The following is a 23,155-nucleotide window of genomic DNA, read 5'->3' as shown; positions in this document are numbered from 1 at the left end:
CGGGCGCGAGCAGGCGGAAACTCACGATCGGGTGAACGCCTCGCCGGGTGGTGCGGACCACCGCCCGGCGGTCCCGCTTCCGGCTGCCGCCCCCGGCGTGCCGCGCGCTCCGGCACGCGTGCCGTGTACGCCCGGAGCCCGTGACGGAGCGGGGACGGGCAGCGGGTGAGCGGTGGGTGAGCGCCCTGCGGGGATGTGGAGGGAGTACCGCGTGGTGCGCTTGACACAAAAATCGAACATCCATTCTTATGGAGGCTCCGGAACGGCTCACGGCGGGGATCCCGGCTGCGGTTCGACACGGTTTCGGCGGAGATGTCCCCGAGTTGTCCACAGGTCGAGCCGGCGTCGGGGCGCATTGTCAGTGGCAGGCGTTAGCGTCTTTGACGTGAAGCGATCGACTCAAGCAAACCGGGTGGAACCCATGGCAGGAACCGACCGCGAGAAGGCGCTCGACGCCGCGCTCGCACAGATTGAACGGCAATTCGGCAAGGGCGCGGTCATGCGCATGGGCGAGCGGTCGATGGAGCCCATCGAGGTCATCTCGACCGGCTCGACCGCGCTCGACGTCGCCCTCGGTGTCGGTGGCCTGCCGCGCGGCCGCGTCGTGGAGATCTACGGACCGGAGTCCTCCGGTAAGACGACCCTGACCCTGCACGCCGTGGCCAACGCCCAGAAGGCCGGCGGCCAGGTCGCGTTCGTGGACGCGGAGCACGCCCTCGACCCCGAGTACGCGAAGAAGCTCGGCGTCGACATCGACAACCTGATCCTCTCCCAGCCCGACAACGGCGAGCAGGCCCTGGAGATCGTGGACATGCTGGTCCGCTCCGGTGCCCTCGACCTCATCGTCATCGACTCCGTCGCCGCGCTCGTCCCGCGCGCCGAGATCGAGGGCGAGATGGGCGACAGCCACGTCGGTCTCCAGGCCCGCCTGATGAGCCAGGCGCTGCGGAAGATCACCAGCGCTCTCAACCAGTCCAAGACCACCGCGATCTTCATCAACCAGCTCCGCGAGAAGATCGGCGTGATGTTCGGCTCCCCGGAGACCACGACCGGTGGCCGCGCCCTGAAGTTCTACGCCTCGGTGCGTATCGACATCCGCCGCATCGAGACCCTGAAGGACGGCACCGAGGCGGTCGGCAACCGCACCCGCTGCAAGGTCGTCAAGAACAAGGTCGCGCCGCCCTTCAAGCAGGCCGAGTTCGACATCCTCTACGGCCACGGCATCAGCCGCGAGGGCGGCCTGATCGACATGGGCGTGGAGCACGGCTTCGTCCGCAAGGCCGGCGCCTGGTACACGTACGAGGGCGACCAGCTCGGCCAGGGCAAGGAGAACGCGCGCAACTTCCTGAAGGACAACCCCGACCTGGCCAACGAGATCGAGAAGAAGATCAAGGAGAAGCTGGGCGTCGGTGTCCGCCCGGAGACGCCCGCCGCCGAGCCGGGCGCGGACGCGGCGGTCACCACCACCGCGGCCCCGGACGACGCCGCGAAGACGGTGCCCGCCCCGGCCGCCGCCAAGGTCACCAAGCCCAAGGCCGCCACCGCCAAGAGCTGACGCCGTGACACGACGAACCGACTGGGCCGACCACGAGTACGCGTCCCCCGGTGCCCCACGGGGGAGGGGCACCGGGGGCGACCCGGGCTCCGCCGGGGACGGTGACGAGACCTACGGCACGAGCGGCGCCGACGGGGGATACGGGGCGGACGGCACGTACGGCGACGGCCTGGGCAGGCCCCGCGGGCACGGGTCACCCGGCCGTGGCTCGCGGAGGCCCGGGACGCGGCGCCGGCGTGGCTTCGGGGAGCCGTCCGGTGAGGTCGGAGGTTCCTCCTCCTCGTCGAGGGCCGAGCAGGGGGAACCTCCAGCGGACCCGGCTGAGCGGGCGCGGGCGATCTGCCTTCGCCTGCTCACCGGGACCCCGCGCACCCGGAAGCAGCTCGCGGACGCCCTGCGCAAGCGGGAGATCCCGGACGACGTCGTCGAGGAGGTGCTGTCCCGGTTCGAGGAGGTCGGGCTGATCAACGACAGCGCGTTCGCGGACGCCTGGGTGGAGTCCCGGCACCACGGCCGGGGACTGGCCCGGCGCGCGCTCGCCCAGGAACTGCGCACCAAGGGCGTCGACTCGGCGCTCATCGACGAGGCGGTCGCCCAGCTCGACTCCGAGCAGGAGGAGGAGACGGCCCGCGAACTCGTCGCCCGCAGGCTCCGCTCCACCCGGGGCCTCGACCGCGACAGACGGATCCGCCGCCTCGCCGGCATGCTCGCCCGCAAGGGTTACTCCGAGGGCATGGCCCTCCGGGTCGTCCGGCGGGCGCTGGAGGAGGAGGGCGAGGACACGGAGTTCCTGGAGGGCGGGGACTTCTGACGGGACGACAGTCTTGAGGGGAGTGGGGTTAACCCCACCCCAAGACGCCGGACCGCCGCAGTGCCCGCACAGCCCTGCGTGGACGAGCGTGTACGCCATGATGCTGCGCTACGCCCTCAAGACCGTCCGCGCCCGCAAGGCCGGGTTTCTCGGTGCCTTACTCGCCCTGCTGTGTGCGGCCGCGCTGATCTCCGCCTGTGGCACGCTCCTCGACACAGGACTGCGCGGCACGATCCGCACCGAGCGCTACGCGGCAACCCCCGTCGTGGTCTCCGCCGACCAGTACGTTCACCGAACCACCGTCAAGCACAAGCACGGCAAGACCAAGGTCAAGCACAAGGCGAAGCCCATCGCCGAGCGCGCCTGGCTGCCGGCCGGCCTGGAAACCAGACTCGCCCGCACGCCCGGTGTCGCCCGGGTCGTGCCCGAACTGACCTTCCTGGCCCAGCCGTTGACCCCGACCGGTACCGGCGGCCGAAGCGCCTACGGACACGCCTGGGAGTCCGCCGCGCTCACTCCGTACCGCCTGGTCTCCGGTACGGCCCCGAAGGCCGCCACCGACCTGGTCGTCGACCGCGACCTCGCCGCACGCGCCCACCTGCGAACCGGCGACGCCCTCACCGTGCAGTCGACACAGACCCCGCGCGCCTACCGGATCACCGGAATCGCCGCCCCGGCCACCGACGTGCGCCACCAGACGGCACTCTTCTTCTCCGCCGCCGAGGCCCGAAGACTGGCCGCACATCCCGGGCAGGTCACCGCGTTCGGCGTGCTGCCCGCGCACGGCACGGACCCGGAACGGCTGAAGCTTGCCGTGACGCGGACACTGCGCGGCACCACGGCCCAGGTCTCCACGGGCGACGCCCGTGGCACCGCCGAGTTCCTGGACGCGGCCGCCGCCCGGGTCCGGCTGGTCAGCATGGGCGGTGCCATGGGAGGGACCTCGCTGCTCGTGGCGGTCCTTGTGGTGGTCGGCACCTTCGCGCTCACCGTGCAGCAGCGCCACCGGGAACTCGCCCTGCTGCGCGCCATCGCCGCCACGCCGGGACAGATCCGCCGGGTGCTCGGCCGCGAGGCCCTGATCATCGGCGTGGTCGCCGGCACGCTCGGCGCACTCCTCGGCCTGCCGCTGGGCGCCTGGCTGCACGCCAGGTTCGTCGCACTCGGCGCCGTACCCGCCACGCTTCAGCACACCACCGGAGTCGTTCCGCCCCTCGCCGCGCTCGCCGCGACCCTGGCCGGCGCCTGGACGGCCGCCCGCATCGCCTCGCGGCGCATCACCCGGATCCGGCCGGCCGAGGCCCTGGCCGAGTCCCGCGTCGAGCCCGCCCGGCCCGCCCGGGGCAGGATCGCCGCCGGTCTGCTGCTGCTCGCCGGTGGAGCCGTCCTCGTCGTGCTGCTCACCTCCCTGCGTACCGAACCCGCCTCGACCCCCGTCACCTTCCTCGCCGTCGTGGTCCTCGCCACCTCCGTCGCCCTGCTCGGTCCGCTGCTGGTCAGGGCGGCCGCACTGCTGCTCGCCGGCCCGCTGCGGCTCACCGGTCACGGAGGCCGGCTCGCCACCGCCAACCTGCGCGGCAACGCCGCTCGGATGGCCTCCGTCGTCACCCCGCTCACCCTGCTCATCGGCATGACCTGCACCGTGCTGTTCGTCCAGGCCACCCTCGACGACGCCGCCCGTGCCCAGTCCCGCGCCGGGGTCACCGCCGACTGGGTCGTCGCCGCCCGGGGACCCGGCGTACCGGCTGCGGCGGCACGGCAGTTGCGCGCGCGCCACGACACGGTCACCGAAGTGGTCCGTACGACCGTCCGCATCGGCCTCGACAAGTACCCGGCCCAGGGCGTAACCCCCGAGGGCCTCGCCCGCACCTGGGACCCCGAGGTCACCGCCGGCTCCCTCGACGGGCTCACCGACCGCACCGTCGCCGTCAGCGAACTCGCCGCCGATCAGCACCGTCTGAGGCCCGGCAGCATCCTGAAACTCACCCTCGGCGACGGCACGCCCGCCACGCTCACCGTCGCCGCCGTCTACGCCCGGGGTCTGGGCTTCGGTGACCTCACCTTCGCCCACGACCTCGTCGCGCACCACGTGGACAACCCGCTCGCCTCCTCCGTCCTCGTCAGCACCGCCCGTACACAAGCACAACTCGCGACTACGCTGCGTGAGTTCCCAGGGCTCGACATTCTTTCGCCGACCGCCGCCGACTCGCTCCAGGCCCACCGCCGGCAGGACAACGCCGAGGTCAACTTCCTGGCCATGGGGCTGGTCCTCGCCTTCACCGCCATCGCCGTCGTCAACACGATCGCCATGTCGATCGCGGACCGCGTGCGAGAGTTCGCGCTGCTCAGGCTGGCCGGCGCCACCCGCCGTCAGGTGTTGCGCATGCTGCGCACCGAGGTGCTGTCCGTGCTGACGCTCGCCACGGCGCTCGGCAGCGGCATCGCGCTCGCCGTACTGACCTCCTTCAGTGTCGGCATGACGGGCCGCGCCGCGCCGACCGTCACGCCACTGCTGTACGTGACGGTCGTAGCAACCGCCGGTCTGCTCGCCCTGACGGCTTCGGCCCTTCCCGGACGGGTGGCGCTGCGGGTGCCGGCGGTGACGGCGGCGACGGCGAAGGACTAGGCGCTCCGCCGGAAGCGCCGCGATGTGCCGTCTGCCGTCTGCTGTCTGCCCTCTGCTGTCTGCCCTCTGCGACGCCGTCGCCGGATCGCCTCAGCGGCCGCCGGGCGCGCCCGTGTCGCACGGCGTGCACGGCGGCGGGTACCGCGCACGGTGCCGCGTACAGCCCCGGTCACGCCTGGGAGTCCGGCCTCGGCCGGGTGCTCCACGGTCTCGGCGCCCTCATCGACAGCCGTACGGATCCGACCGGGACCGGCGAGCCGTAGGGACTAGGACGACGGGGGTGTGACCGGCAGGCCTGCCGTCTTCCATGCCTGGAAGCCGCCGATCAGGTCCGTCGCCCGGTGCAGGCCCAGCTGGTGCAGGGAGGCGGCGGCCAGGCTGGAGGCGTAGCCCTCGTTGCAGATCACGACGACCTGGAGGTCGTGGCCGGTGGCCTCCGGGGTCTTGTGGCTGCCCTGCGGGTCCAGGCGCCACTCCAGTTCGTTGCGTTCTATGACGAGCGCACCGGGTATCACCCCGTCCCGCTCGCGCAGCGCCGCGTAGCGGATGTCGACGAGCAGGGCCTCGCCGGTGTGCGCCGCGTCGTACGCTTCCTGCGCCTCGATGCGCCGGTAGCCCGCGCGCACCCGCTCCAGCAGCTCGTCGATGCCCACCGGACGTGCCTCCACCGGTTCCGTGCCGCTCACTGCCAGTCCTCGGGGCGCTCGACCTGCTCCAGGCGCAGTACCTGTCCGGTGCGGCTGTAGCGGCGGATCCGCGGCAGCGGCGGGTAGTAGGCGTGGACGGAGACCGCGTGGTGCTCGGTGGACTCGTTGAGTACCTCGTGGACGTGGTCGCGGCCGAAGGACCTGCCCTTTCCGGCCGGCAGCCGGCGCTCGCGGTCGACCCCCTCGGAGAGTTCCAGGGTCTTCCAGCCGTCGGTGGGCAGCCGGGTGGCCAGGGAGTACTCCTTCAGCTCGCCGGTGGCGGTGAGGAAGGCGCCGACCGACTCGGCGTGGTCGTGCCAGCCGGTGCCGGAGCCGGGCGGCCAGCCGATCAGCCAGGCCTCGCTGCCGGCGGGGCCGTCGAGCCGTACCCAGGTGCGGCCCTCCGGGTCCAGCGGGAGCGAGGCGATCAGCTCGGCGTCGGCAGCCGTACGCCGGACGAAGTCGAGGAGGTCCGCCTGGGTGGGCGCGGCGCCGGGCGCGGGGGCGGACGAGGAAACGGAGGACGACGGGAGAGAGGCAGACACGTGCACCGATCCTGATGAGGGTTCGCAGAAGCGGGCGCAGACGGCGCCCGGAGAGAGAAAGAGGAATGCGAAGTCAGCAGGACGGAAGACACACGCAGCCCGCATAGCGGACCAGGTCCACATGGACCTTCCGCCACAGGCGCACAGTGGTGTCGTTCACGATGCGGAGTACACCATGCCGGTGCGGGCCGGTCAACTCACCGTCACGATGTGGACGGCCCGGTCACCGGGCGGGGGAACCGGTCTGCGCTTCCGTCTCCGTCCTCTGCTCCGCCTGCTCGCTCTGCTCCCGGTCCTTGCCGCCCAGCGTCGCCTCGGCCGCCGCGTACAGGTCGGCCGGGCGGACTCCGTTGAGTGCAGTGACCAGCTGGCCGTCGGGGCGCACGAGCAGCACCGTGTGCGCCGGGGCGCCCGGGTAGGCCTCGGCGACCAGCAGCTCGGCGGGGTGCGGCAGCGCGGTCACGGCCGCCGCGAGCCGGGGCATGATCCCGGCGGAGACCCAGTGCTTGCGGTCCCAGACCCCCGTGCCGGGCGCGATCAGGACGACGAGCAGCGCCCCGCGGCCGAGACGCGAGCGCAGCTGCACGAAGGTGCCGTCCTCCGCGGTGACCCGGACATCGGTGACCGGTGTCCCCGGCGGGGTGCCGACCGGGATCTCGTGCTCCAGGTGCCGGGGGGCGAGGGGCGAGTCGGCGTACGCCCCCGGCGCACCGAGCGGACCCTGCCCCAGGTGACCTTCGGTGAGGAGCGCGTCGCGCCCCCGGGACGCGCCGGGGACGAATCCGCGCAGCCCGCCACCGCCGCGCAGCACCGGCAGTGCCTGGTCGGCGGCGCGCAGCCGGGCGGCGACCACCGCGCGCCGCTCGGTCTGGTAGCTGTCGAGCAGCGCCTCGTGCGGGCCGTGGTGCCAGGCCGGGGCCAGCTTCCAGGCGAGGTTGTCCACGTCGCGCAGGCCCTCGTCCAGACCGTGCGTCCCGAGCGCGCCGAGCAGGTGCGCGGCGTCCCCGGCGACGAACACCCGGCCCACCCGCCACCTGCGGGCGAGGCGGTGGTGCACGGTGTGGACGCCGGTGTCGAGCAGGTCGTACGGCGGGGTGGTGCCGCCCGTCCAGCCCGCGAGGGTCTCGCGGATCCGGGTCACCAGCAGCTCGGGCGTGACCAGGTCCTTGCCGGGCGGCAGCAGCCAGTCCAGGCGCCACACGCCGTCCGGGAGGGGGCGGGCGGTCACCTCCCCGGCCGAGGGCCCGGACGTCCGCCACGGCGGTGTCCGATGGAGCAACGCCTGGCCGGGCCACGGAAGTTCCGTGCGCAGCGCGGCGACCGCGTGCCGTTCCACCGCCGTACGGCCCGGGAAGCGGATGTCCACGAGCTTGCGCACGGTCGAGCGGGGGCCGTCGCAGCCCACCAGGTAACTGCCGCGCCACCAGGTGCCCTTGGGGCCCCGGGTGTGCGCGGTGACGCCGGAGCGCTCCTGCTCGACGGCGTCAAGGCGGCTGTCGGTGGCGACCTTGGCCAGCGGTTCGTCGGCGATCGCGGCGCGCAGGGCGTTGGTCAGCACGTGCTGGGCGAGGTGCAGCGGGGAGGGTTCGCCGGCGTCGTCGAAGACGACCTCGCGCAGCAGCTGCCGGCGCCGCATCGACCGCCAGCCGGTCCAGCGGGCGCCCAGGTCCTCCAGCGGAGTGCCGGACAGGCGCGTCACCAGGGCGGCGGTGTCCTCGCGGAGCACCACCGTGCGCGCCGGGCGCGGCTCGTCCTTGCCCGGGCCCTCGTCCAGGACGACGGACGGCACTTCCTGGCGGGCCAGCGCCAGGGCGAGCGTGAGCCCGACGGGCCCCGCTCCGACGATGATCACCGGGTCCACGGCGCGGCGCCCCCTGCCCGTACGTACGTCCCGACGGACACAGTTGAACAGATTGTTGGAGCAGGGTGCACGATCACAGAACGTATGCAACAGACTGGGCGCCACCCGGTCAAGCGGCGCACCCGGTGACACGTCAGCATGGCGGGCGCGCGGGTGCCGTGGCGCCCGGGAAAACGGCGGAGGCAGCGCCCCTGCGGCCGCTGCCTCCGTGTGCGTCGTTCGGGTTGACCGGGAGTCAGGCGTTGGCCCCGCCCGCCCCGGTCGCGAAGGTACCGCTGATCTCCGCCGCGTTCAGGTCGCTGACGTCCTCGGCACCCAGCACCGCACCGGTGCCGCGCTTGCTGCGCCGCAGCCGCTTCTCCAGCCAGGAGGCGAACGTGGTGAGGACGAGGTTCAGCAGGATGAAGACGACGCCGACGACGACGAAGCTGGGGATGACGTTGGCGTAGTTGGCGGCGAGCGTGCCGCGTGCCGTGAGCAGTTCCGTGAACTGCAGCATCACACCGCCCAGCGCGGTGTCCTTCACGATCACCACGAGCTGGCTCACGATGGCGGGCAGCATCACGGTGACCGCCTGCGGCAGCAGGATGCCGGTCATCGTCTGCCCCTTGCGCAGCCCGATCGCGTAGGCCGCCTCCGTCTGCCCCTTGGGGAGCGCGAGGACGCCGGCCCGTACGACCTCGGCGAGCACCGAGGCGTTGTAGAGCACCAGGCCGGTGACGACCGCGTACAACGGCCGTTCGTCGCTGCCGACGCCGGTGGAGCGGACGTAGAACTCGTTGGCGAACAGCATCAGCAGCAGGACCGGGATCGCGCGGAAGAACTCCACGATCCAGGCGGCCGGTATCCGCACCCAGGCGTGGTCGGACATGCGGGCGATGCCGAAGAGCGCGCCCAGCGGGAGGGCGATGACCATGGCGAGCGCCGCGGCCTTGAGCGTGTTGCCGAGGCCCGGCAGCAGGTACGTGGTCCACGCCTCGGAGGTGGTGAACGGCTGCCACAGGGCCCACTTGAGCTGGCCCTTGTCGTCCATCTTCTGCCAGACCCACCAGATCGCGAGGGCGAGGAGCAGTACGAAGACGACGGAGAGGACCACGTTGCGCCGCTTGGCGCGGGGCCCGGGGGTGTCGTACAGGACGGAGCTCATCGCTTCACCGCCAGGCGCTTGGCGAGCCAGCCGAGCAACAGGCCGGTCGGGAGGGTCAGGACCACGAAGCCGAGGGCGAAGACCGCGCCGATGGCCAGCGTCTGGGCCTCGTTCTCGATCATGGTCTTCATCAGGGCCGCGGCCTCGGCGACGCCGATCGCGGCCGCCACCGTGGTGTTCTTCGTCAGCGCGATCAGGACGTTGGCCAGCGGGCCGATCACCGCGCGGAAGGCCTGCGGCAGCACTATCAGCCGCAGGGTCTGCGAGAAGTTCAGGCCGATCGCGCGGGCTGCCTCGGCCTGTCCGAGGGGCACCGTGTTGATGCCGGAGCGGATCGCCTCGCAGACGAAGGCGGCGGTGTAGGCGGTCAGGCCGAGCACCGCGAGGCGGAAGCCCTGGACCTTGAAGTCCGAGGCGCCCAGCGTCACGCCGAAGATGTCGGCGAGGCCGAGCGAGGTGAAGATGACGATGACCGTCAGGGGGATGTTCCGGACGATGTTGACGTAGGCGGTGCCGAACCCGCGCATCAGCGGGACCGGGCTGACCCGCATCGCGGCCAGCAGGGTGCCCCAGACCAGCGAGCCGACGGCGGAGAGGACGGTCAGTTCCACCGTCGTCCAGAACGCCCCTAGGACGTCGTAGCCTTGAAGAAAGTCGAACACGATTTCCCGCGCTTCCGGGTGTGTGGCGTACGTGGAGGGCGTGGCGCGCCGCCGCCGGGGAAGCGGTGGCGGGCGGCGCGTCCGAGAGGGTCCTCGTGAGACCCGTGCCTTACTTGACGATCACGCCGATCTTCGGGGCGGGCTCGTTCTTGTAGTTGGCCGGGCCGAAGTTCTTGGTGACGGCCTTGTCCCAGGAGCCGTCGGAGACCATCTTCTCCAGCGCCTTGTTGATCTTGTCGACGGTCGCGGTGTCGCCCTTCTTGACGCCGATGCCGTAGTTCTCGTTGCTCAGCTTCAGACCGGCGAGCTGGAACTGGCCCTTGTACTGCTTCTGGGCGGCGAAGCCGGCGAGGATGGAGTCGTCGGTGGTCAGGGCGTCCACGGAACCGCTCTGCAGACCGGCGATGCACTCCGAGTAGGAACTCACCTCCTTGAGCTTCGCCTTCGGAGCGATCGTCTTCTGCACGTTCTGCGCCGACGTCGAACCGGTCACGGAACACAGCCGCTTGCCGTTGAGGTCCGTGCCCTGGGAGATGCCCGAGCCGGACTTGACCAGCAGGTCCTGGTGGGCCAGCAGGTACGGGCCGGCGAAGTCCACCTTCGCCTTGCGCTCGTCGGTGATCGAGTAGGTGGCCGCGATGAACTTCACGTCACCGCGCGCGAGGGCGTTCTCCCGGTCGGCGCTCTTGGTCTGCACGAACTCGATCTGGTTCGGCTTGTAACCCAGCTGCCCGGCGACGTAGGTGGCCACGTCCACGTCGAAGCCGGAGAAGGAACCGTCGGGCTCCTGGAGGCCGAGACCGGGCTGGTCGTACTTGATGCCGATCTTGATCTTGCCGCCGCCCGAGGAACCGCTGTCGTCCTTGTTGCCGCTGCCGCACGCCGTGGCGGACAGGGCGAGCGCGAGCACGGCGGCCGAGGCGGCGGTGACCTTGCGGAGCTGCATGATGAACATCCCTCGTTGTGGTGAAGACGGCTGTGAAGAGCTCGGTGAAGAGGTCTGCGAAGAGGTCTGCGAAGAGCTCTGTGAAAAGGGAGCGGGGTCTGCCGCGCCTCAGTGGTGCAGGATCTTCGACAGGAAGTCCTTGGCCCGGTCGCTGCTCGGGTTGCTGAAGAACTGGTCCGGGGTGGCCTGTTCGACGATCCGGCCGTCGGCCATGAAGACCACCCGGTTCGCGGCCGAGCGGGCGAAGCCCATCTCGTGGGTGACCACGATCATCGTCATGCCGTCCCTGGCCAGCTGCTGCATGACCTCCAGGACCTCGTTGATCATCTCGGGGTCGAGGGCCGAGGTCGGCTCGTCGAAGAGCATGACCTTCGGGTCCATGGCCAGCGCCCGCGCGATGGCGACGCGCTGCTGCTGGCCGCCGGAGAGCTGCGCGGGGTACTTGTCGGCCTGGGTGCCCACGCCGACCCGGTCCAGCAGGGCGCGGGCCTTCTCCTCGGCCTGCTTCCGGTCCGCCTTGCGGACCTTGACCTGCCCGAGCATCACGTTCTCGAGCACTGTCTTGTGGGCGAAGAGATTGAACGACTGGAAGACCATGCCGACGTCGGCGCGCAGCCGGGCCAGCTCCTTGCCCTCCTGGGGCAGTGGCCTGCCGTCGATGGTGATCGATCCGGAGTCGATGGTCTCCAGACGGTTGATGGTGCGGCACAGCGTGGACTTGCCGGACCCGGAGGGCCCGATCACCACGACGACCTCACCGCGGGCGATCGTCAGGTCGATGTCCTGGAGCACGTGCAACGCGCCGAAGTGCTTGTTGACGCTCTTCAGGACGACCAGTTCGCCGGTCGCGGCCACGTCCTGCTCGGCCACCGATACTTCGGTCATCGCTTTCGGGCTCCGTCCTCCTCGGTTGCGGAGGAATGTAGTTTTCGCGGATGACCAGCGTCATTACATCTGAGGGAGATCTGAGCATCACGATCCGGTAGCAGTCGGACACGGCTCGTAGCACCGGCGGCCGCCCGGGTATCGGCCGCGTAACGGAACCCGCGCGCCACCGGAACCCACTTGACGCCGTCGGCGTCCATCAGCGTGACTGCTCCTCGTGCACGCGCGTGCACGCTTTCTGCAACGCGTGGGTTCTGCGCAGGCAAGCCGACGACGAACCACGACCGTACGACCGCTGAACCGGAGGGGGCCGGGATGAGACTGCTGCTCGTCGAGGACGACAACCACGTCGCCGCCGCACTCTCCGCGGTCCTGGCCCGGCACGGGTTCTCCGTCACCCACGCCCGCAGCGGCGAGGAGGCTCTCCGCGCCCTCGTCCCCGAGAGCGACGGCTACGACGTCGTCCTGCTCGACCTCGGCCTGCCCGACCAGGACGGCTACGAGGTCTGCGGCAAGATCCGCAAGCGCACCAGCACCCCGGTCATCATGGTGACGGCCCGCTCGGACGTCCGCTCCCGCATCCACGGCCTCAACCTCGGCGCCGACGACTACGTGGTGAAGCCGTACGACACCGGGGAACTGCTCGCCCGGATCCACGCGGTCAGCCGGCGCACCCACCACGAGGACGGCCAGGCCGGCGCCGACGGCGACAGCGCGCTGCGGCTCGGCGCCGTCCGCATCGAGCTGCCCACCCGCCAGGTCAGCGTGGACGGCAAGGTCGTCCAGCTCACCCGCAAGGAGTTCGACCTGCTCGCGCTGCTCGCCCAGCGGCCCGGCGTGGTCTTCCGCCGGGAGCAGATCATCAGCGAGGTCTGGCGCACCAGCTGGGAGGGGACCGGCCGCACCCTGGAGGTGCACGTCGCCTCCCTGCGCGCCAAGCTGCGCATGCCCGCGCTCATCGAGACCGTACGCGGCGTGGGTTACCGGCTCGTCGCCCCGGCCGCGTAGCGGGGACGGGTGCGCACACGTCTCCTTCCGCTGCTCATCGTCCTGATGGCGGCCGTGCTGCTCGCGCTCGGCGTTCCGCTCGCCGTCAGCACGGCCGCCGCGCAGCAGCAGAAGGTCGTCGTCGACCGCATCGACGACACCGCGCGGTTCGCCGCCCTCGCCCAGTTCGTGACCGACACGCCCGCCACCGCACGCCCCACGAGCACGGACGACCGCCTGGAGACCCTCCGCCGCGAACTCGCCAGCTACTACGGCGTCTACGGCATCCGCGCGGGCGTCTTCTACCGGAACGCGTCCTCCATGGCCAACGCGCCCGACGACTGGGTGCTGCCGACGACCGGCGAGGTCCGGGAGGCGTTCGACGAGTCCCTGCTCAGCCGCCGCAGCCACGATCCCGCACAGGTGTGGCCGTGGCAGCGCAGCCGGCTGGTGGTGGCCTCACCGGTGATCCGGGACGGCGACGTCGTCGCCGTGGTGGTCACCGACTCGCCCACCGGCCCGATGCGTTCCCGCACCCTGCGCGACTGGCTGGTCATCGGCGCCGGCGAGTGCACGGCGATGCTGCTCGCCGTCGGCGCGGCGCTGCGGCTGACCGGGTGGGTGCTGCGGCCGGTCCGGGTGCTCGACGCCACCACGCACGCGATCGCCAGCGGCCGACTCAAGTCCCGGGTCGCGGCGGCCGGCGGTCCGCCGGAACTCAGACGGCTTGCCCGGGCGTTCAACGAGATGGCGGACAACGTCGAGGACGTGCTGGAGCAGCAGCGCGCCTTCGTCGCCGACGCCTCCCACCAGCTGCGCAACCCCCTCTCCGCGCTGCTGCTGCGCATCGAGCTGCTCGCCCTCGAACTGCCGGAGGACAACGAGGAGATCGCCTCGGTCCGCACCGAGGGCAAGCGGCTCGCGCAGGTCCTGGACGACCTGCTCGACCTGGCGCTGGCCGAGCACGCCGATGCCGACCTGATGACGACCGACCTCGGCAGGCTGGCCGAGGAGCGGATCGCCGCGTGGGCGCCGGCCGCCGCGGCGAAGGGGGTCCGGCTGACCGGGGACTGCACACCGACCACCGGGTGGGCCGACCCGGTCACGCTGTCCAGCGCGCTGGACGCGGTGATCGACAACGCGGTGAAGTTCACGCCGGAGGGGGGGCTGGTGGAGGTGACCGTACGCGCCGAGGGCGACGTGTCCACGGTCGTGGTGACCGACTCGGGGCCGGGGTTGACGGACGAGGAACTCGCGCGCGTGGGGGACCGGTTCTGGCGGAGCGGGCGGCATCAGAACGTGAAGGGGTCGGGGCTGGGGCTGTCCATCACGCGGGCGTTGCTGGCGGCGGGCGGGGGTTCGCTGTCCTACGAGCACCATGAGCCGGGGGGGTTGCGGGTGACGGTGGCTGTGCCGCGGGGTGGGTGAGAGAGGGAAGGGAGAGAGCGGTGGGTGCGGTGGCGTTCCAGTTGCGGGCGGGGGCGGGCCGATCGTGCTCTTCCCCGTGCCCCTGACGGGGTGCCTCAGGGCTTCACCGAGCGGTAGTAGCGGCGCGCTCCCTCCTGCAGCGGCAGCGGGTCCGTGTAGATCGCCGTTCGCAGGTCCACCAGCTGGGCCGAGTGGACGTGGTTGCCGATGTCGTCACGGCTCTTGATGACCGTGCGGGTCACCCACTCGGTGAGCCGCGGGTCGATGTCCTTGCGGGTCATCAGGACGTTGGACACCGCGATCGTGGGCACCGTCGTGCCCTGCTGCACGGACGGGTACGCCGACTCCGGCATGTTGGTCGCCCGGTAGTACAGCGAGGCCGCGCCCTCGGTGTGCAGCTTGGTGACGAGGCTCTCGCCGATCGGGACGAACGTGAAGCTGAACTTCTTCGCCAGGTCGAGCAGCCCCTTGGTCGGCAGGCCGCCCGACCAGAAGAACGCGTCGATCTTGCCGTCCCGCAGCTGGTCCGGGCCGGTGTCTATGCCGTCGGACACCGGTGTGATGTCCTTGGCCGGGTCCATTCCGGCGGCCCTGAGCACCCGGTCGGCGATCAGTCGCACCCCCGAGTTGGGCAGCCCGATCGCCACCCGCTTGTGCCGCAGCTGCGCGACGCCGGTGATGCCCGAGTCGCGGGGTACGACGAGCTGGACGTAGTCGTCGTAGAGCCGGGCCACCCCGCGCAGCCGTCCGGCGTCCTGGCCGCCGTTCAGTTCGTACGTCTCCACCGCGTCGGCCGCCGCGATGGTGAAGTCCGCGTGGCCGGTCGCCACCCGCCGTACGTTCTCGTACGACCCGTTGCTCTGCACCAGCTTCACCTTCAGGCCCGGCATGTCCTTGCGCAGCTCGGTGCGCAGCCGTTCGCCGTACTCCTGGTAGACGCCGCGCAGCGTTCCGGTGCTGAAGACGATCGTCCCGGTCGGCGGCTTCTCACCGAGCGGCAGCAGCCACCACAGCAGCAGGCCGAACGCGACGACGCCGGCGGTCGCGCACTGAAGGGCGCGGCGTCTGCCGATACGGGGGAGCAGCTTGGACATGCGCGCGATCCTGCCAGCAGGGCACCGTCCTGACCAGGGCCGGGGTCGGGGCCAGGGTGGGACCGGGCTCGGGACCAGGGCCGGGGCCGGGGCACGGCGTCGGACCGGGACTGTCGGTGGCGGGCATTAGAGTCGTTCGCATGACCAGTTCCGTCCCCGGTGCCTCGCCCGCCCGGCTCGTCCGGGAGTTCCACCACGCCTTCGGCCTGGCCGCCCGCACCACGCCGACCGAGGTCTCTCCCGAACTGGCCGCGCACCGCGGGGAGCTGCTCGCCGAGGAGGCCGCGGAGGTCGCCGAGGTCGCGGTCGAGGGGCCGCTCGACCGGCTCGCGCACGAGCTGGCGGACGTGGTCTACGTGGCGTACGGCACCGCGCTGGTGCACGGGATCGACCTCGACGAGGTGCTCGCCGAGATCCACCGGTCCAACATGAGCAAGCTGGGGCCCGACGGGCAGGTGGCCCGCCGGGCCGACGGCAAGGTGCTCAAGGGGGAGCACTACCGGGCGCCGGACGTCTCGGCGGTGCTGCGCGGCCAGGGCTGGATACCGGGCGGCGCGGACTGACCTGGGTCAGAAAGTGCCGCCCGCCAGCTTCCACTCGCGGTGCAGGGTGCCCAGCGGGATGCCCCGCTCCAGTACCGGTGTGCCGAAGACCGACAGCTGGAGGCGGAGGGTGCCGGACAGGTCGACACCTCCGTACAGGTTCCAGGCGCCCTGGGCATCCGCGCCCGGGGTCGCCGAGGTGGCGGTGACCGTGCCGGTGGCCTCGCCGCGCAGGTACGGCGCCAGGTCGGCGGTGACGCCCACGCTGCCGTAGAGGCCGACGGAGGCCTCGGCGCCCAGCGTGGTCCGGACGCTTCCCGATGTGGTCACCGAGCTGCGCATCGGCGTGCTCGTCATGGTCGAGCTGCTGACCGGCGTCCAGCCCTGGGCCGTGCCGAAGGTGCCGCCCGCCTTGAAGCCGCCCTTCAGGTTCTGCTCCACGTCGACGGTGATCCTGCCGTCGCCGCTCACCTGGAGGTAGCAGGTCAGGTCGAGATTGACGACGACGGGGACCGCGCCGACCTGGAGGACGGGGTCGGCGTGCAGCTTGGCGAACGGGATGCGCAGCGGGGTCGCCGTGGCCCCGGCCCGCCCCTTGACCGCCCAGCCGGAGTTCCAGTCGCCGGAGACCCCGAGGTAGGCGGAGCCGGGCGCGGTGCCGGTGCCCGCGCCGCCGTAGGCGAAGTCGACCTGCGGGGCGACCTGGACGAAGCCGGAGACCGAGGCCGCGGCGGAGGCGGGCGCACCCTCGGCGGCCGGCACCTCCGTGCTGACGTCCAGGCGGAGGCTGCCGAGCGGCACGTGGGCGCCCTCGGGGCCGACGTGCACGTCACCGGTCCTGGACCAGGAGACCTTGACGTCGGGCAGCAGCTTGTCGACCTCGAAGGCGGCCGGGTCGACGGGCACGGTGCCCTTCGCGGTGTCGTCGCCGAGCAGGGCGTCGAGGGTCGCGGGCTCGGTCTGCACCTCGGTGCCGGCGTCGGTCTCGCCGAGCACCTTCGTCACCTTGGCGAGCAGCCCGTCCGGGGCGCCGGGCGCGGGGGCGCTGGCGATGACGTCACCGACGGCGGCCTGCTGGGCCGATGCCGATGCCGATGCCGATGCCGATGCCGATGCCGACGGTGACGGTGACGGCGCCGCGGGGCTGGGGGAGACGGCGGGCGAGCCCGCCTTCCCCTTGCCCGCCGAACGACCCTGTTTCACGGCGGATATGACGGCGCGTCGGGTCTTGCCGTCGTATGAGGTGACGGTGAGCGTGGTGCGGTGTGCCGGTCTGCCCGCACCCGTCGAGCCCGCGGCCGTGGTCGCCGCGGCGGCCGGTGCGGCGGCGACGGCGAGCGTCCGGCCGTCCGCGTGGGCGGCGGCGCTGGAGCCGTCGGAGACCTGGGCGGCCTCCCGTGCACGGCCGTCGGCGGCTGCCTGGTGCGGCGGCGAGGCGCAGCCGGCGGCGAGGAGGAGGGCGGTCATGGCGAAGCCGGGCATGAGGGCATGCCCGAGCCTTGTGCGTCTGCGCAAGGTCAGTCCTGAGGGTGGGGGTGGCGAAGAGACACCGATCTTTATTACCGATGGGTAGAACCGGTCGGTAACTCGGTGTGGCCCCCGAGCATGCCACGCCCGCGGCACAGGCTCCCCACAATCCGCCCACATCTCGACGTGACCTGAACCACGGTGACTTCAGGCCGCCGTGGCGGTATCCGGCGGCGCTGGAACGGGAGTTGGAGCCAGGGTCAGTCCTGCCGCTGCGCGGCCGCCCGGCGCTGCCGCTTGCTCAGGGGCGCCTGGGAGAGGTCCTCCGCGCTGGACCTGAGGTTCTTGTAGCCGTAGCCGCGCTCGGTGAGCCACGCCCCGGCCGCCTCCTCGGCGCGTTCGGTCGCCGCCCGGATGTCCTCCTCTTCCTCCCCGGCGTCCTGGAAGCGGAAGGTGAAGGCCGGACGGGCGGTGATGTCGTAACTGAGGTGGCCCTCGGGCGTGAAGGCCGCGCGCAGCACGTCGTGCTCGGCGGCACGGGAGAGCAGTTCGGCGCGCTGCTCGGCGCTGAGGCCGTCGAAGACGCCGCGGACGGTGACGCGGAAGGTGCGGGTGGTCATGGCGCGACCCTAGGCAGGACGCGGCGCGCCGCTCCACCGCATTTCCGGCGTCCCACCGGACCAGTACCTAGCCGCCGGCCTGGCCGAGCCGCAGGTTCCAGCGTCCGGGCCCGCCCGTGATCTCCGTCGCCGACAGCGGCGGGACGTCCACGCGCCAGAACGCGGCCTCGGGCGCACCCAGCGTGTGCAGCACCACGGCCCGCACCACCTCCGGCTCCACCACGGCGATCGTCCTGCCGGCGGTCAGGGCCGTCCGGTCCAGCCAGCCGGTGACCCGTGCGCACAACTCCCTTACCGATTCGCCGCCGTGCGGCGCGGCGGCCGGGTCGGTCAGCCACTGGAGCAGCGCGTCGGGTTCGGCGGTGCCGACCTCCTCCAGCGTCCGCCCCCGCCAGCGCCCCGCGTCCAGGCCCGCGAGCTCGGGCTCCACCGAGGCGTCGAGGCCCAGCGCGGCCGCCGTCTCCCGGCAGCGCACACTCGGCGAGCTGACCTCCCCGCCCGCGGCCGGCAGGGACAGCGCCACCGTCCCGGGCCTCTCGATCGAGTCGCCGTCGTCGAATCGGGCCCGCCGCAGCGAGGGGGTGATGGCGGGGGCCACGAGGACGACTCGGCAGGTCACAGGGGAAGTTCCTCCTCGGTCGTACAACGGGCACCGGCGACGGCGGGGTGCCGGACGGGCACGACAGTACGCCGTGCCATCGGCGTCGAGTCGGGCGACGGTGCTGCAGCCGAACCGGCTCGCTTCCGGACCGGCTTTGTACTCACCTATGGTGGCCGGGATGCGGCCCAGGGGCCGGACGTGCGGCGGGAGGGGGGATCGTCATCGACCGGGTGGAGATCAACGGTGCGGAAGCGGACAGCGAGGATCTGAAGCTGCTCGCGCGGGCCAATTACGCGCATTTCACGTCGATGCAGGTGCGGGGCGGCGCGGTCCGGGGACTGGATCTGCACCTGACGCGGCTGGACGAGAGCGCCCGTGAACTGTTCGGCGGAGGGCTGGACGCCGAACGGGTGCGGGGCTGTGTGCGGCACGCCCTCGACGGAGGCCCGGAAGCGGTGTCGGTCCGGGTGGTCGCCTTCACCGGAAGACTCGGTGACGTGGTGCGCGGCGAGCCCGTCGAACCTGACCTGGCCGTGCTGACGAGCGCCCCGGCGGAGGCACAGACCGGGTCGGTACGACTGCAGGCGGTCGAGTACGAGCGGGACCTGCCCCACGTCAAGCACGCCGGGACGTTCGGGCTCACGCACCGACGGCGGCAGTCGGTGCTCGCCGGCTACGACGACGCGCTGTTCACCGACCGATATGGCCGGATCAGCGAGGCGTCGCTCTCCAACATCGGCATCTACGACCGTGAACGGGTCGTCTGGCCCGAGGCCGCCATGCTCCCGGGCATCACGATGCAGCTCCTGCAGCGGGGACTGGAGGCCAAGGGCATCCCGACCGAGCGGCGTGAGGTACGGCTCGGGGACTTCGTGGACGGCGCGTCCGGCTTCGCGGGGTGTTCCGCGTTCCTGGCCAACTCGATCTCGCCCGCCGTGCCGGTCGCGAGCATCGACGGGACGGCGCTGGTCGTCGACTCGGCCGTCACGGACCTGCTCGTGGACTGCTACGAGACCAACCCCTGGCAGATCGTCTAGGGGCTGCGGGGGAAGTACCGGTCACGGCGGTGTTCACGCCGTTCCGGTCGGGGGCCTGACGCCGCGTAGCGCCCGGGACAGGCCCAGGGCCGCCGTCCGTACTGCGGGGGCCAGCTGTGCCGGGCGGAAGCGGCCGCAGGGTACGGCCACCGAGAGCGCCGCGACCGCGGTGGAACCGGCGAAGACGGGGGCCGCGATGCAGCTGACCCCGGGCGCGGCCTCTTCCTCCTCGTACGCGAGGCCCGCGACCTGGGCCTGCTCGACGGCCGTGCGCAGCCGGCCGGGGTCCGTGATCGAGTGCGGGGTGAGGCGGGGCAGCGGCGCGGCCAGCACCTCCTCGACCAGTTCGGCGCCCGAGAACGCCAGCAGGGCCTTGCCGACCCCGGTGCAGGTCAGCGGCAGCCGGCCGCCGATCCGGGACGGCAGCCGCAGGGCGTCGTGGCCGTGGATGCGCTCGACGTAGACGACCTCGTGGCCCTCGCGCACGCCGAGGTGCACGGTCTCGTGGGTGGCCTCGAACAGGTCCTGGAGGAACGGCAGCGCGGCCTCCCGCAGGTCGTGCCGGCGCGGCACCAGCGAGCCCAGTTCGAAGAGGGCGCCGCCGAGCCGGTAGGTGTCCGCGTCCCGTTCCAGCAGGCCGAGCCTGACCAGGTCGGCGCAGAGCCGGAACACGGTGGTCTTGGGCAGCTTCGAGCGCGCCGCCAGTTCCGTCAGGCGGAACGCACCGCCCTCCGGGCGGAAGCAGTCCAGCAGCGCCACCGCCTTGTCGAGCATGTTTCCCGGACTCCCGTTCCGTGCCACGGAACATATTTTGCCGCGTTTCCGGGCACCCGCCTATACCTGTCGGCATGAGCCCTGACCTCGTCACCAAGGTGGCCGACGTCCTCGACGAAGCCACCCGCACCGGCACCCCCTGCGCCCCCGTCCGCGCCCTGCTCCCCGAGGGCGACATCGAGACCGCGTACGCGGTGCAACGGCTGCACGTCGAGCGGGGCGTGGCCGCCGGCCGCCGGCTCGTCGGCCGCAAGATCGGGCTGACCTCGCCCGCCGTACAGCGCCAGCTCGGGGTCGGGCAGCCCGACTTCGGGGCCCTCTTCGCCGACATGGCGGTCGGCGAGGGCGAGCCGGTCCCGGCCGGGCGGCTGCTCCAGCCCAAGGTCGAGGCCGAGGTCGCCCTGGTGCTCGCCGCCGACCTGCCCCACCGCGACCCGACCGTCGCCGACCTGCTGCGGGCCACCGCCTTCGCGCTGCCCGCGCTGGAGATCGTGGACAGCCGGATCGCCGACTGGGACATCACCATCGTCGACACCGTCGCCGACAACGCCTCCTGCGGGCTCTTCGTCCTCGGTGGCACCCCGGTCCCGCTGGACCGCGTCGACCTGCGCGGGGTCCGGATGACCCTGACCAGGAACGGCGAGACCGTCTCGCAGGGCACCGGCGCGGACTGTCTGGGCAGCCCGCTCACCGCCGCCCGCTGGCTCGCCGCCACCCTGGCCGGTCTCGGCGACCCGCTGCGGGCCGGCGACGTCGTCCTGACCGGCGCACTCGGCCCGATGGCGGTCGCCGCCGAGGGCGACGAGTTCACCGCCCGCATCGAGGGCCTCGGCACGGTCGGGGTCGCCTTCACCACGGAAGGGGCCGGCGCATGACCACGAAGGCCGCCGTCATCGGGTCCGGGAACATCGGCACCGACCTGATGATCAAGATCCTGCGGCTGTCGGAGAGCCTGGAGATCGCCGCCATGGCCGGCATCGACCCGGACTCGGACGGCCTGGCCCGCGCCCGGCGCCTGAAGGTGGCCACCACCCACGAGGGCGTCGACGGCCTGGTCGGCCTGGACGGGTTCGAGGACGTGTCGATCGTCTTCGACGCCACCTCCGCCGGCGCCCACCGCCGCCACGACGAGGTGCTGCGCGCCCTCGGCCGCACGGTCGTCGACCTCACCCCGGCCGCGCTCGGCCCGTACGTCGTGCCGCCCGTCAACGGCGACGCCCACCTGGACGCCCCGAACGTCAACATGGTCACCTGCGGCGGCCAGGCCACCATCCCGGTCGTCGCCGCCGTCAACGCCGTGACACCGGTCCACTACGGCGAGATCGTCGCGTCCATCTCCTCCCGCTCCGCCGGACCCGGCACCCGCGCCAACATCGACGAGTTCACCGAGACCACGGCGTCCGCCATCGAGAAGGTCGGCGGCGCGGCCCGCGGCAAGGCGATCATCGTGCTCAACCCCGCCGAGCCGCCGCTCATCATGCGGGACACCGTGCACTGCCTGGTCGGCGACTGCGACGACGCGCGCGTGGCCGACTCCGTGGCGGAGATGGTCGCCCGGGTGCAGGCCTACGTCCCCGGCTACCGCCTCAAGCAGCAGGTGCAGTTCGAGCGGGTGGGCGCCGACGACCCGCTGCGCACCCTGGCCCCCGGCGGCGACGCGGTGAAGGTCTCCGTGTTCCTGGAGGTGGAGGGCGCCGCGCACTACCTGCCCGCCTACGCCGGCAACCTCGACATCATGACCTCGGCCGCGCTGCGCACCGCGGAACGCATGGCCGCCCACCGTGCCCCGGAGGTGGCGTCCCGATGACCGGTACCCGTCTGTACGTCCAGGACGTCACCTTGCGGGACGGCATGCACGCCGTCCGCCACCGCTACACCGTCGACCAGGCCCGCACCATCGCCGCCGCCCTAGACGCGGCCGGGGTTCGGGCCGTCGAAGTGGCGCACGGCGACGGCCTGTCCGGCTCCAGCGTCACCTACGGCGTCGGCGCGCACACCGACTGGGAGTGGATCGAGGCGGTCGTCGACGCCGTACGGGACTCCATCCCGACCACCCTCCTCCTGCCGGGCATCGGCACGCTCCACGACCTCAAGCAGGCGCACTCCCTGGGCGTCCGCTCGGTCCGTGTCGCCACCCACTGCACGGAGGCCGACATCTCCGCCCAGCACATCGCCGCCGCGCGCGAGCTGGGCATGGACGTGGCGGGCTTCCTGATGATGTCCCACCTCGCCGAGCCCGCCGAACTGGCCCGCCAGGCCAAGCTGATGGAGTCCTACGGCGCGCACTGCGTGTACGTCACCGACTCCGGCGGCCGGCTGACCATGGACGGCGTCCGGAACCGTGTCCGCGCCTACCGGGACCTCCTCGACCCGGCCACCGAACTCGGCATCCACGCCCACCACAACCTCGGCCTGGGCGTGGCCAACTCGGTCGTCGCCGTCGAGAACGGTGTCACCCGCGTCGACGCCTCCCTGGCCGGGCAGGGCGCCGGGGCCGGCAACTGCCCCCTGGAGGCGTTCGTCGCGGTCGCCGACCTGATGGGCTGGGAGCACGGCTGCGCACTCTTCCCGCTGATGGACGCGGCCGACGACGTCGTACGACCGCTGCAGGACCGCGAGGTGCGGGTGGACCGCGAGACCCTCACCCTCGGCTACGCCGGCGTGTACTCCAGCTTCCTGCGGCACGCCGAGGCCGCCGCCCGCCGGCACGGCCTGGACACCCGGGCGATCCTGGTCGAGGTGGGCCGCCGCAAGCTGGTCGGCGGCCAGGAGGACATGATCACCGACATCGCCCTGGATCTCGCCGGGAGCCGCTGACGCAAGCCGCTGACGCAGAGCCGTTGGCGCGGGCCGTTGACGCCCGATTGTCAGTGCCGGCTGA

Annotated in this window: 23 protein-coding genes; 10 read left to right on the top strand and 13 right to left on the bottom strand. The window is 72.1% G+C overall.

What is annotated here, in order from left to right; translation table 11 throughout:
- The first annotated feature begins 421 nt into the window (after positions 1-421).
- The 3 genes from recA (at position 422) to ACFY0K_RS40705 (ending at position 4,992) form a co-directional block, all read left to right on the top strand.
- Complete coding sequence (recA, locus tag ACFY0K_RS40715; RefSeq protein ID WP_390644099.1) at positions 422-1,555, top strand: recombinase RecA; 1,134 nt, start codon at positions 422-424, stop codon at positions 1,553-1,555.
- 4 nt (positions 1,556-1,559) lie between these two features.
- Positions 1,560-2,366, top strand: coding sequence for a recombination regulator RecX (gene recX / locus ACFY0K_RS40710; RefSeq protein ID WP_390644098.1), 807 nt, complete (start codon positions 1,560-1,562; stop codon positions 2,364-2,366).
- A 97-nt stretch (positions 2,367-2,463) separates the two neighbouring features.
- Positions 2,464-4,992, top strand: coding sequence for an FtsX-like permease family protein (locus tag ACFY0K_RS40705; RefSeq protein ID WP_390644097.1), 2,529 nt, complete (start codon positions 2,464-2,466; stop codon positions 4,990-4,992).
- A gap of 266 nt (positions 4,993-5,258) precedes the next feature.
- Here ACFY0K_RS40705 and ACFY0K_RS40700 read toward each other — a convergent pair whose 3' ends face one another.
- From ACFY0K_RS40700 to ACFY0K_RS40665, 8 genes are all read right to left on the bottom strand, one after another.
- Entirely contained in the window at positions 5,259-5,684 is a 426-nt protein-coding gene (locus ACFY0K_RS40700) for a rhodanese-like domain-containing protein (RefSeq protein ID WP_390644123.1), read from the bottom strand.
- Positions 5,675-6,223 carry a cysteine dioxygenase gene (locus ACFY0K_RS40695; RefSeq protein WP_390644096.1) on the bottom strand — a complete coding sequence of 183 codons (549 nt, stop codon included), beginning with the start codon at positions 6,221-6,223 and terminating at the stop codon, positions 5,675-5,677. Before ACFY0K_RS40695 ends, ACFY0K_RS40700 begins: the two co-directional genes overlap by 10 nt.
- 73 nt (positions 6,224-6,296) lie before the next feature.
- Positions 6,297-6,344: a hypothetical protein gene (locus ACFY0K_RS40690; RefSeq protein WP_372496870.1), complete on the bottom strand. Its 48-nt coding sequence runs from the start codon at positions 6,342-6,344 to the stop codon at positions 6,297-6,299.
- Positions 6,345-6,446: 102 nt separating this feature from the next.
- Positions 6,447-8,084, bottom strand: coding sequence for an FAD-dependent monooxygenase (locus tag ACFY0K_RS40685; protein ID WP_390644095.1), 1,638 nt, complete (start codon positions 8,082-8,084; stop codon positions 6,447-6,449).
- 235 nt (positions 8,085-8,319) lie between these two features.
- Positions 8,320-9,231, bottom strand: a complete 912-nt coding sequence (locus ACFY0K_RS40680) for an amino acid ABC transporter permease (protein ID WP_390644094.1) — start codon at positions 9,229-9,231, stop codon at positions 8,320-8,322.
- Positions 9,228-9,893, bottom strand: a complete 666-nt coding sequence (locus tag ACFY0K_RS40675) for an amino acid ABC transporter permease (protein WP_390644093.1) — start codon at positions 9,891-9,893, stop codon at positions 9,228-9,230. The genes ACFY0K_RS40680 and ACFY0K_RS40675 overlap by 4 nt, the downstream gene beginning before the upstream one ends.
- Positions 9,894-10,002: 109 nt before the next feature.
- Positions 10,003-10,839 (bottom strand): glutamate ABC transporter substrate-binding protein, encoded by an 837-nt coding sequence (locus tag ACFY0K_RS40670; RefSeq protein WP_388604500.1) that lies wholly within the window; start codon positions 10,837-10,839, stop codon positions 10,003-10,005.
- 108 nt (positions 10,840-10,947) lie between these two features.
- On the bottom strand, positions 10,948-11,724 hold the full coding sequence (locus ACFY0K_RS40665) for an amino acid ABC transporter ATP-binding protein (protein ID WP_382732530.1): 777 nt from the start codon (positions 11,722-11,724) through the stop codon (positions 10,948-10,950).
- A 315-nt stretch (positions 11,725-12,039) separates the two neighbouring features.
- Here ACFY0K_RS40665 and ACFY0K_RS40660 point away from each other — a divergent pair, with 315 nt between their 5' ends.
- Positions 12,040-12,732 carry a response regulator transcription factor gene (locus ACFY0K_RS40660; RefSeq protein ID WP_293999046.1) on the top strand — a complete coding sequence of 231 codons (693 nt, stop codon included), beginning with the start codon at positions 12,040-12,042 and terminating at the stop codon, positions 12,730-12,732.
- 9 nt (positions 12,733-12,741) lie between these two features.
- Complete coding sequence (locus ACFY0K_RS40655; RefSeq protein WP_390644092.1) at positions 12,742-14,139, top strand: ATP-binding protein; 1,398 nt, start codon at positions 12,742-12,744, stop codon at positions 14,137-14,139.
- A 95-nt stretch (positions 14,140-14,234) separates the two neighbouring features.
- Here ACFY0K_RS40655 and ACFY0K_RS40650 read toward each other — a convergent pair whose 3' ends face one another.
- A complete protein-coding gene (locus ACFY0K_RS40650) occupies positions 14,235-15,233 on the bottom strand; it encodes a TAXI family TRAP transporter solute-binding subunit (protein ID WP_390644091.1) in 999 nt (332 codons plus the stop codon).
- A gap of 140 nt (positions 15,234-15,373) precedes the next feature.
- Between ACFY0K_RS40650 and ACFY0K_RS40645 the strand changes: the two genes are divergently transcribed.
- A complete protein-coding gene (locus ACFY0K_RS40645) occupies positions 15,374-15,796 on the top strand; it encodes a MazG nucleotide pyrophosphohydrolase domain-containing protein (protein ID WP_390644090.1) in 423 nt (140 codons plus the stop codon).
- A 6-nt stretch (positions 15,797-15,802) separates the two neighbouring features.
- On the opposite strand, the gene ACFY0K_RS40640 is transcribed toward ACFY0K_RS40645, so the two are convergent.
- The 3 genes from ACFY0K_RS40640 to ACFY0K_RS40630 all read right to left on the bottom strand — a co-directional run bounded on the left by ACFY0K_RS40640 (position 15,803) and on the right by ACFY0K_RS40630 (position 18,481).
- Positions 15,803-17,257: a hypothetical protein gene (locus ACFY0K_RS40640; RefSeq protein ID WP_390644122.1), complete on the bottom strand. Its 1,455-nt coding sequence runs from the start codon at positions 17,255-17,257 to the stop codon at positions 15,803-15,805.
- A gap of 245 nt (positions 17,258-17,502) precedes the next feature.
- Positions 17,503-17,862, bottom strand: coding sequence for a DUF6204 family protein (locus ACFY0K_RS40635; protein ID WP_390644089.1), 360 nt, complete (start codon positions 17,860-17,862; stop codon positions 17,503-17,505).
- A 67-nt stretch (positions 17,863-17,929) separates the two neighbouring features.
- Positions 17,930-18,481 carry a histidine phosphatase family protein gene (locus tag ACFY0K_RS40630; RefSeq protein WP_390644088.1) on the bottom strand — a complete coding sequence of 184 codons (552 nt, stop codon included), beginning with the start codon at positions 18,479-18,481 and terminating at the stop codon, positions 17,930-17,932.
- A gap of 212 nt (positions 18,482-18,693) precedes the next feature.
- Between ACFY0K_RS40630 and ACFY0K_RS40625 the strand changes: the two genes are divergently transcribed.
- The gene (locus ACFY0K_RS40625; RefSeq protein ID WP_390644087.1) at positions 18,694-19,500 is read left to right on the top strand and encodes an aminotransferase class IV family protein; all 807 of its coding nucleotides are present in this window, start codon (positions 18,694-18,696) and stop codon (positions 19,498-19,500) included.
- Between the two features lie 33 nt (positions 19,501-19,533).
- Here the strand turns inward: ACFY0K_RS40625 and ACFY0K_RS40620 are convergent, their stop codons facing one another.
- On the bottom strand, positions 19,534-20,274 hold the full coding sequence (locus tag ACFY0K_RS40620) for an IclR family transcriptional regulator (RefSeq protein WP_390644086.1): 741 nt from the start codon (positions 20,272-20,274) through the stop codon (positions 19,534-19,536).
- A gap of 74 nt (positions 20,275-20,348) precedes the next feature.
- On the opposite strand from ACFY0K_RS40620, the gene mhpD reads away from it, so the two are divergent.
- Genes mhpD through dmpG form a run of 3 tightly spaced genes read left to right on the top strand, consistent with a single transcriptional unit; the run spans position 20,349 to position 23,091 of the window.
- On the top strand, positions 20,349-21,149 hold the full coding sequence (mhpD, locus tag ACFY0K_RS40615) for a 2-keto-4-pentenoate hydratase (protein WP_390644085.1): 801 nt from the start codon (positions 20,349-20,351) through the stop codon (positions 21,147-21,149).
- On the top strand, positions 21,146-22,081 hold the full coding sequence (locus ACFY0K_RS40610) for an acetaldehyde dehydrogenase (acetylating) (protein ID WP_390644084.1): 936 nt from the start codon (positions 21,146-21,148) through the stop codon (positions 22,079-22,081). Before mhpD ends, ACFY0K_RS40610 begins: the two co-directional genes overlap by 4 nt.
- Entirely contained in the window at positions 22,078-23,091 is a 1,014-nt protein-coding gene (gene dmpG / locus ACFY0K_RS40605) for a 4-hydroxy-2-oxovalerate aldolase (RefSeq protein WP_390644083.1), read from the top strand. Before ACFY0K_RS40610 ends, dmpG begins: the two co-directional genes overlap by 4 nt.
- Positions 23,092-23,155: the final 64 nt, after the last annotated feature.

The sequence above is a fragment of the Streptomyces sp. NPDC001507 genome, assembly GCF_042894765.1.
Lineage (GTDB): Bacteria > Actinomycetota > Actinomycetes > Streptomycetales > Streptomycetaceae > Streptomyces.
The sequence above is the reverse complement of the archived record's forward strand: the minus strand, read 5'-3'. Positions and strand labels throughout refer to the sequence as shown.